Below are 9,405 nucleotides of genomic sequence, written 5' to 3'. Positions count from 1 at the left end.
GATTTTAATGTCTATAGAGAGTATAATCGTTTTATTATCGGGATTTGTTTATACTAATGGTCTTAGTAGTAATCCACTATATTCTTCAATTATCGGAATGATTGCTATAAATATAATTTCATACATGATTGCATTAATAATGAGAGGATATAGAAATATAAAGAAAGGAATAGATATTCCAAATATCTATTGGTTATCTATATTTTTAATACCATTAGGGAGTTTATGTATCATCTTGACTCTTTTACAAAATTTCAACTTAGATATATATATAACTGTAGGTTGCATAATTATATTATTTTTAATAAATATAATTGTTTTCTACTTATATGATACTTTAAATAAGGCATTTAAAGATAAAATGGAGAAATTAGCATTAGAAGAACAAAATAAATATTATCAAAGACAACTCGAAATTATAAATAGTTCTTATGAAAATATAAAATCTTTACGTCATGATATGAAGAATTATTTACTTGCTTTAAAAGGATATATAGAAAATGGAGGAAGAGAAAAATCCATTGATTATATTCTGCAAATAAATGATAGCCTCTATGAAAAGGAACAATTATTCAGAACAGGCAATATAGAGATAGATAGCATTTTAAATTATAAATTACAGGAAGCAGAATCAAAGGGAATTTTAGTAACACTAGAGCTAAAAATCCCATCTAAATTAAATATTTTGCCATTAGATATAGTAGTGATTTTAGGGAACTTGTTAGACAATGCAATAGAAGCTAGTTCCAAAGTTGAAAATGATAAAAGAATTGATATTATAATTAAATATAAAAACAATGTACTATTTATTTATATTAATAATTCTTTTGATGGCTCTATTATCTATGAAGGAGATAAAATAAAAACAACTAAAAAGGACAAAGAAAATCATGGTATAGGATTAAATAATGTAGAAAAGATTTTAAAGAAATATGATGGTATTATGAAAGTATATCATACTGAAAAAAGATTTCATGTTGATATATTAATGTATGGAGTATAATAGATTAGACAATTAGGACTTTGAAAAATCAAAGTCTTTTAATATTTTAGTAACGAATATGCAAAAATTGTAATTTTCAACAAAAAGATATACAAGTTTCAACAAATTCCTAAAGACCTATTATTTCTTATTGCATAATGAATGTACAAAAATAACAAAGGAGATGACTCAATTGAAGAAAGTTATTTTAAGGTTTAGTGGAGTTCTTGCAAGTTTAGCATTGATGTTAACATCCATGAATGTAAATACAACATGTATGTATCTTGCTTATCAACCTGAATTACCAGAAGGTGCAGAAAAACTTCGTAAAAATTAATGGCTAATAATATGATTGAGAAGATAACAAACTACTTTATTGTTAATGAGCTAATAAAAGATGAGGATAGACAGATTTATGCCTATGGATTACATCAAGGACTTCTAATATTACTAAACATCACAACAACAATCTTAATAGGATTTATGTTTAGAGCGGTCTGGGAAAGCATTTTATTTATTATAGTATATATTCCACTTAGAGTCTATGGAGGAGGATATCATGCTAAAAGTGAAGTTAGATGTTATTTGTTTTCTATAGTCCTAATTTTAGCAGTATTATTAGGAATACAAATTATTTCAGAGACAGATGTGATAATCCTAGGTTTAACAAAAGCAGGTGGAATTATAATCTGGTTTCTAGCACCTGTAGAAGATCGCAATAAGCCTTTGGATAAAGAGGAAAGGATTATATATAAAAGAAGGACAAGTATTATTCTCATTACAGAGATAATAACTACTATATTCTTATTAGTATTGAATTTTAAAGAAATGGCATTGGTTATGGCTGTATCAATATTTATAGTAAGTTTGATGTTGATTCTAGGGAAAATGATTAACAAAGATTAAATATATTATTTGAGTTATGGGTTATAAGCAAAGCCCTATATAAATAGGGGGTGATACCAATGAGTATGCTAACTCACAAATGAAATTAATTGGTGAAGTAGATAGGTTACAATAAACTAGATAATAAAAATAAGGTTATGTAAACTAATAGTAGGAAAAGGAGAGAATAATCTATATGTTTAAATTTAACAAAGTTAGAATGGTTTCTATCGGTTTATTACTTAGTTTTATAACAGGAGCTATGTTTCCAACTCTTTCAATAGCAAGTTCCTTTAAAATAAAGAATGACATTGAATCAGACGTTATTTATGAGCTGAATAGTGGTAGAAAGGTTTCAGAAGTTAAATTTACAGATGAAGTTGAGCAACTAAAACATGATGTACAATCAATGAGTAAGAGAGCCAACAATATTAGCCCTGACATATTAGGTGATTTTATTAAAGAAAATGAAGATGAAATTGAGGAGTTAAATGAAAGACTAGAAGATTATGTTTATGGAGTTGTAGATCAATATGTTAATCAAAATTTCAGAACAAAGGTTGAAGACATTGATAATAGCAGTTATTATGTTGAGTTGTTAAATGAAGTGCTTATGGATGTTTTTGATAAAGATGATGTCAGCCTTAGATCTGGAAATGGGATATATCATGATACTTATTTCAAATGGAGTAGATATGAAAAAAGAAATGGTTATAATACTTATAGTATGGTTCCTGAGACGGATGTAAGATTATTTAAAATTATGGCTCAAACTGCATGGATAGTCCTTAAGGATTATTATTCAATAAGAACAAATGTAAATGGATTAGAGGACCAATTTATGTGTCACTATTATGCTAAAATTGAACATGAATGGAACATTGAGGTAGAAAGACCTGATGTAGGTCTTACTAAAACAATAGCTGCATTCTGTAACCCGTAGAATCTACAAATATAATTAATTTAGAATAGCCTAGAGGTGATTATATGATAAAAGTTAGAATTAAAAAATTTCAAAGTAGAATTGCAATTATTATAATTATATTTATTTCATTCCTTTTTGCATATTTTTCCATCAATTCTTTTAATAAAGAGTATTTAGTTCAAATAAGAGATACTAATGAATTAGAGTCTATTGTCAACGGAATTATTTACTTTGGCAGACCATCATGTCCAAATTGCATAAAATTTGAACCTACTTTAAAAAGAATGATTACTCAAAACAAAACTACTGTATATTATTTTAATACGGATTATTTCAGAGAAAATGAATTACTTCCTGAAGAAGAACTTGGTAAAATATTTCAACGATTTACAGTTGAAGAAGTACCCTTAATGGTTGTATTAACAAATGGATCGTTAACAGGTATGTTTAATCCTAATCGAATTTATAATGGAACCCAAGATTCAATGATGAAAGAATTAAGTGTTTTCTTAAATGAGTATGTGAATTACTCAGAACAATATATTCCACACTATACTGTTTATATCATTTTAGCCATAATTTCTGCACTTATTTTTTTATATGTGTTTATAAGAGAAGAAATAAATCTTTCTAATAATAGTCTTTCGTTTTTTACAGTTTTTTTATTAAATCTAGCTATAATGATTTTATTATATCGAAATTTCACATTATCAGTTAAATATTTAGATGCCACTGGTTTTAGTGGAAATGTTATATATGGAGCATTGGCAATTGTTTCATTTATACTTTGTATTATTTCGATACTTAAATTAATAGTTATTAAATACAGTAACGAATAATAGGACTCAGTCCCTTTAGTTTTGAGATAACTTTAACAAGTTCTAAGATATACACCTTATTGTCAAAGATAGTTAAAAATCAATCTATACTGAGAAGATTGTTTTTATTTAGTATAAATCATTTTCTTTAGATTTTATGTTGATAAGTTAATGTGGGGAATATATATAAGTTACTATCTGTAATAAAACCTCAATAGAAAGTGAAGGTGGTTATTTTGAAAGAGAGAATTGTAGTTTGGTTAAGTAAAAGCAGTAATCAGATTTTTAAGATTTTCTTTGCACTTTGGTTTTTACTTTCATCATACTCTTTATTTCCTATTCCACAATCATTGATTCTAGCTAAAAATCTAGACGTTTTTTCATATACTGTTATTTATTATATAGGAATATTATTGTTTTTTGGGGTAATTTTTTTATCTAAAAAACTTTCTATAAATTCACGATTATCTGTTTTTATCATTTTAAATATCATATTAGCAGTACTTTTTAACAAAGTTAAAGTAATAAATTTTAAAGATTTTGGAGATTCCATCCTTCGATTTGTTGCGTCATTAGCAAGTCTAGCTTTTATAAGGCATGCTAGACAAGTAAAAGATGTTCTAAAAATGCAAAAAAATAAACAAGAGATGAATCAAATAACTATTTATCCTACGGATATCCAAAAAAAAGTAACTAAAGGTATTTATAGATATACTACTTCTGATGAAGATTTTTGGATAAAAGCACAGAATGACACTGCTGATTTAGAATATATTTGTTCATTTTGCATTTTGTTTTTTGTGTTTTTAATACCAGATAGATATTTAACTTTTTCAACTACTTTTATAATTATTATTAGTGCTTTTCGCCTGATGAAACATAAATGGGTTTTAGTAGATAAAGACGGTAGAATAGTATAGGTAATAAAAATTATATACAAAAATTACTTCCGATAGGATAAATATATTGAAATTATAAAAGGCTATTCTATTCATATTTCTGAAAGGGGTTAGATTTAACTATGAAAAAAATAAATTATTATATCATAGGAATAATTTTACTTGTATTAGTAACGTCATGTAGTTCTACTAATATATCTAAGGAAGATATTAGTAAAGTAAAAAATATTAGTTATGATGATGTTGTAAAAAATCTTTCAAATATAATCAATGATTTTTTATATAATTATGATTATTATACTGTTTTTAATCTAGAATTTGTAGAGGATAAATTAGCAATAGATAATACTAATGAAGTAAAAAAATTTAATAATATAAAAATACTACTGGATATAGAGGTGGATTTAGATAAGTTTTCTACGGATTTGAAAAAAGATATGACTATAGCAGAAAAAGATAAGGCTTTTAACGAACTAACGAAAAATACCAATAAGGATTTATTGGATATATTACATAAGGAAAGTACCATTGAATATTCAAAAGTTGGAAGATTAGAAATATCATATGCAGATAGGAAAAATAAATTAAAATATAGTTCAAATATAAATAATTCAAGGGATTCTCAAACAATGATAACTTTAAGAAATGAAAAATCTGAAGGAGAAAAATTAATATTAGAAGAGATATTTAAGTATATAAAAGAGTACAAGAAAAACTATGAATTAAAAAGATTTGGTACTGATAACAATATATTGATTATAGAATTCCATATATATACAGTTGATGATATACATAATCAAGAAATCGAAAAAATAAGTAAGGGATTATTCCATATGATTATGGAAAATGAAAATACCAATAAATATATAAATGATGAAGAAGTTAAATCTATGAAAATTATATTTAATAAGGAAACAAATGATATGGAGCCAATTATTTTTGAAAAGGATATTTTGACATAATTCATTGGCAATTGTTTCATTTATACTTTGTATTATTTCCATACTTAAATAAATTACAAATAAAGGCTTTGGAGAAATGTCCAAAGCCTTTATTTGTATAAAAAAACTTGTCTATCACAGATACTATGGTATACTAAAATAATATAATATAATATATGGAGTGATATTATGGTATTTAATATTCCAGAATACGTAGAGATAATCATAAATAAACTTGAAGAAAAAGGTTTCAATGCATATATAGTAGGTGGGTCAGTTAGAGATATATTATTAGATAGAGAGCCATCCGATTTTGATATAACTACAGATGCTTTGCCAGAGGAAATAGAAGAAATATTTAGTGAATATATAACCTTGGAAGTAGGGAAAAAATTTGGTACTGTAGTTGTAGTTCAAGATGAAGGGATTGTAGAAGTAACAACCTTTAGAGCTGATGGGGAATATATAGATGGAAGAAGACCTGAAAAAGTATATTTTTCAAAAAATATTTTTGAGGATTTATCCCGTAGAGATTTTACAATAAATGCTATGGCATATAATAAAAAGACTGGATTAATAGATTATTTTCATGGAGTAGAAGATTTGGAGAAAAGAAGAATTAAGGCTGTGGGTAATCCATACAATAGACTCAAGGAAGATTATTTGAGGATAATGAGAGCAGTAAGGTTTGCAACACAACTAGAGTTTTTTATTGATGAGGAAACTCTCCATGCTTGTAGATTATATAGTAAACATATATCTGAAATTAGCATAGAAAGAATCAGAGAAGAAATTTTTAAAATAATATTATCACAAAAACCTTCCTATGGAATTAAATTAATGAAGGATATAAAAATACTAGATATTATTTTGCCTGAGATGATAAATACAATAGGATTTAACCAACATAATCCTCATCATAATAAGGATGTATTTCAACATATAATGTGTGTATTAGATGAAACCACGCCTATTTTACACCTAAGGCTGGCAGCTTTATTCCATGATATAGGAAAACCCTGTACTTTAACTATAGATGAAGAGGGAATTGGACATTTTTATGGGCATGATAAATTAGGTGCTAAAATGGCAAAGGAAATATTACAAAGATGGAAAACACCTAAGGATATAATTGTAAAAGTTGAAATGCTAGTACATAAACATATGACGCAACACGATAATTTAAAAGAAAAAGGACTAAAAAGACTATTATCTACTTTTGGTGAAGAAGAAATATTTACTTTGTTAGAGTTACAGAAAGCTGATAGGGTCTGCTCAAATAAAGAAACTGATATAAAGGATTTATTAGAAAGAGAAGAAAAGATAAAAGATATTATAAAAAACAAAGAGGTTTACAACAAAAATCAATTAGCAATTAATGGTCGTGATGTGATAGAATTAGGATATAAAGAAGGAAAAATAATTGGTGAAATTTTAGATTATTTATTGGAAAAGGTATTGGAAAAACCTGAATTAGATGAAAAGGAAAAATTAATTAATATTATAAAAGAAAGATTTTAAATAATTACTTTAGAGTAGTAACAGGGCATTAATTAAAAAATCTAAAGGATTATCAAGTCATACCATAATAGGTAAATATAAGTGTATAAGTTAAAAACTTATATTTTATACTTTTAATTGATAATATTAATTATCAATTATATAAAAGGAGTGCTTGCTAAAGTGGGAAAATTATTTGGTACAGATGGTATTAGAGGAATTGCAAATAAGGAGCTAACTCCAGAGTTAGCCTTTCAAATAGGTAGAGCAGGAGCATATATACTAGCAAAAGGCAACTATGGAAAAATAGTAGTTGGAAAAGATACAAGGGCATCTGGAGATATGCTGGAGGCTGCCATAACAGCAGGGATTTGCTCTATGGGATTAAATGTAATATCTGTAGGTGTCATACCAACTCCAGCAGTTGCGTATTTAACTCGAAAATATGAGGCAATAGCAGGTGTAGTAATATCTGCATCTCACAATCCCGGAGAATATAATGGAATAAAGTTTTTTAATAATCAAGGATTTAAATTGCCAGATGAAATTGAGGAAAAAATAGAAGATATTATATTAAACAAGAAAGAATTAGATATTAGACCTATAGGAGAAAAGATTGGAAAAGTAATATTAGATAAGAATGGCAGTGAAGATTATATAAATTATTTAACTTCTACTGCTAATATAGATTTAACTGGAATAAAGATTGCAATGGACTGTGGTCATGGTGCTTTATATAAAATTGCTCCAGAGACTATAAAAAGACTTGGAGGAGAAGTAATAGTTATAAATACAGAGCCCACAGGAATGAATATAAATGCTGACTGTGGATCTACTAATCCAAAAATGATTCAAGAATTGGTATTGAAAGAAAAGGCAGATATTGGTATATCTTTTGATGGTGATGGAGATAGGATAATAGCTGTTGATGAGTTAGGGAATATACTAGATGGGGATCATATATTAGCTATTTGTGGACTATATCTTCATAAACAAAAAAAGTTAAAGAATAATACTGTAGTAGGTACGATTATGACCAATATGGGTTTAGATATATTTTTAAGGGAAGAAGGCATAAATATGGTGAAAACTACAGTTGGTGATAGATATATATTAGAGGAAATGGTAAAATCAGATTATGTTTTAGGAGGCGAGCAATCAGGCCATATAATTTTCTTAGATTATAATACTACAGGAGATGGTTTAGCTACGGGACTACATTTACTGGAAGTAATGAAATCATCTAAAAAGCCAATGTCAGAATTAAATAATTTAATGACGAATTTTCCTCAAGTTCTAGTTAATGCAAAGGTAAAAAATGAATTAAAACATAGATATATGGAAAACCAAGAAATAATGGAAGAAATAAAAAGAGTTGAGGAAATTTTTCATGGTCAAGGTAGAGTTGTTATAAGACCTTCGGGTACAGAACCTCTAGTTAGAGTAATGATTGAAGCAAAGGAAGACATAGGTTTATTTAAAATTGCTTCTGACTTAGCAGAATTTATTGAAGAGAAAATAGGAATTAACTCTTAAGTCAAAATATATGATGGGGTGATAAGATGAATTATAAAATCGTAGCAGATAGCAGCTGTGATTTGAATGAAGAATTAAAAGAAAAACTTAATATTAGTCTTGTTCCATTTAAAATAGATATAGATAATAAGAAATTTATAGATAATGAAGAAATAAATATGATGGAATTAATAGATGCAATGAAAAGCAGTCCAAACCCAATTAGAACTTCATGTCCTTCACCTGGAGATTTTTTTGTTGAATATAAAAATGCGGAAAATATTTTTTCTATAACAATATCAAGTAAATTAAGTGGAACATATAATTCAGCAATATTAGCAAAGGACATGGTAGAAGAAGAAGAACCAGAGAAATTTGTTCATGTTTTTGATTCTAAGTCTGCTAGTGTAGGAGAAACATTAGTAGCTATAAAAATACAAGAATTAATAGAAAAAAAATTAAACAACTTTGAAATAGTTGAAAAGGTAGAAAAATATATTAATGGAATGAAGACATATTTTGTTTTAGAAAATCTTGATAATCTAATAAAAAATGGCAGGATTTCAAAAACTAAGGGTTTAATTGCAAATGTTTTAAATCTAAAACCTATTATGGGAGAAGATGGAGAGGGAAATATAAAGCTTGTTGAGAATGTAAGGGGGACTAAAAAGGCATTTAAAAGACTAGTTGAAATAATTGGAGAAACTGGTGAAAAATTTGAGGAAAAAATATTAGCAATTTCTCATGTTAATGCATTTGAAAAAGCAGAAGAACTAAAAAAAGAAATTCAAAAAAGGTATAATTTTAAAGATATTATTTTAGTTAAGACAGCAGGGCTAAGTTCTGCTTATGCCAATGATGGGGGAATTATTTTAGTTTTTTAAATGGAATAGAAACTTTCAAATATAAAAATATATTGACAAGTACAAATATCATGTTA

10 protein-coding genes are annotated in these 9,405 nt (G+C 26.8%); all 10 read left to right on the top strand.

The window, feature by feature from the left end:
* A partial coding sequence (locus RT714_RS11020) for a GHKL domain-containing protein (protein ID WP_313757632.1) occupies positions 1-1,003 on the top strand: 1,003 nt, incomplete at its 5' end.
* A 172-nt stretch (positions 1,004-1,175) separates the two neighbouring features.
* Positions 1,176-1,319 (top strand): cyclic lactone autoinducer peptide, encoded by a 144-nt coding sequence (locus RT714_RS11015; RefSeq protein WP_313757631.1) that lies wholly within the window; start codon positions 1,176-1,178, stop codon positions 1,317-1,319.
* Positions 1,319-1,888 (top strand): accessory gene regulator B family protein, encoded by a 570-nt coding sequence (locus tag RT714_RS11010; protein WP_313757629.1) that lies wholly within the window; start codon positions 1,319-1,321, stop codon positions 1,886-1,888. Before RT714_RS11015 ends, RT714_RS11010 begins: the two co-directional genes overlap by 1 nt.
* A 175-nt stretch (positions 1,889-2,063) precedes the next feature.
* Positions 2,064-2,810, top strand: coding sequence for a DUF2599 domain-containing protein (locus RT714_RS11005; RefSeq protein ID WP_313757628.1), 747 nt, complete (start codon positions 2,064-2,066; stop codon positions 2,808-2,810).
* 44 nt (positions 2,811-2,854) lie between these two features.
* Complete coding sequence (locus tag RT714_RS11000) at positions 2,855-3,631, top strand: hypothetical protein (RefSeq protein ID WP_313757626.1); 777 nt, start codon at positions 2,855-2,857, stop codon at positions 3,629-3,631.
* 215 nt (positions 3,632-3,846) lie between these two features.
* Complete coding sequence (locus RT714_RS10995; protein WP_313757625.1) at positions 3,847-4,530, top strand: hypothetical protein; 684 nt, start codon at positions 3,847-3,849, stop codon at positions 4,528-4,530.
* A 101-nt stretch (positions 4,531-4,631) separates the two neighbouring features.
* Positions 4,632-5,471: a hypothetical protein gene (locus tag RT714_RS10990; protein ID WP_313757623.1), complete on the top strand. Its 840-nt coding sequence runs from the start codon at positions 4,632-4,634 to the stop codon at positions 5,469-5,471.
* A 168-nt stretch (positions 5,472-5,639) separates the two neighbouring features.
* The gene (locus RT714_RS10985; protein WP_313757622.1) at positions 5,640-6,971 is read left to right on the top strand and encodes an HD domain-containing protein; all 1,332 of its coding nucleotides are present in this window, start codon (positions 5,640-5,642) and stop codon (positions 6,969-6,971) included.
* Positions 6,972-7,133: 162 nt separating this feature from the next.
* Positions 7,134-8,486, top strand: a complete 1,353-nt coding sequence (glmM, locus tag RT714_RS10980; RefSeq protein ID WP_313757620.1) for a phosphoglucosamine mutase — start codon at positions 7,134-7,136, stop codon at positions 8,484-8,486.
* A gap of 26 nt (positions 8,487-8,512) precedes the next feature.
* The gene (locus RT714_RS10975; RefSeq protein WP_313757619.1) at positions 8,513-9,349 is read left to right on the top strand and encodes a DegV family protein; all 837 of its coding nucleotides are present in this window, start codon (positions 8,513-8,515) and stop codon (positions 9,347-9,349) included.
* Positions 9,350-9,405: the final 56 nt, after the last annotated feature.

It is taken from the genome of Tissierella sp., assembly GCF_032104385.1.
Taxonomy (GTDB): Bacteria; Bacillota; Clostridia; order Tissierellales; family Tissierellaceae; genus Tissierella.
Note: the sequence above shows the minus strand (reverse complement) of the source record. Positions and strands in the feature narration are given on the sequence as shown.

Excerpts from the sequence above, each read along its gene's own strand:
- RT714_RS11010 (WP_313757629.1), top strand. The coding sequence starts at position 1,319 with ATGGCTAATAATATGATTGAGAAGATAACAAACTACTTTATTGTTAAT.
- RT714_RS11005 (WP_313757628.1), top strand. The coding sequence starts at position 2,064 with ATGTTTAAATTTAACAAAGTTAGAATGGTTTCTATCGGTTTATTACTT.
- RT714_RS11000 (WP_313757626.1), top strand. The coding sequence starts at position 2,855 with ATGATAAAAGTTAGAATTAAAAAATTTCAAAGTAGAATTGCAATTATT.
- RT714_RS10990 (WP_313757623.1), top strand. The coding sequence starts at position 4,632 with ATGAAAAAAATAAATTATTATATCATAGGAATAATTTTACTTGTATTA.
- RT714_RS10985 (WP_313757622.1), top strand. The coding sequence starts at position 5,640 with ATGGTATTTAATATTCCAGAATACGTAGAGATAATCATAAATAAACTT.
- RT714_RS10975 (WP_313757619.1), top strand. The coding sequence starts at position 8,513 with ATGAATTATAAAATCGTAGCAGATAGCAGCTGTGATTTGAATGAAGAA.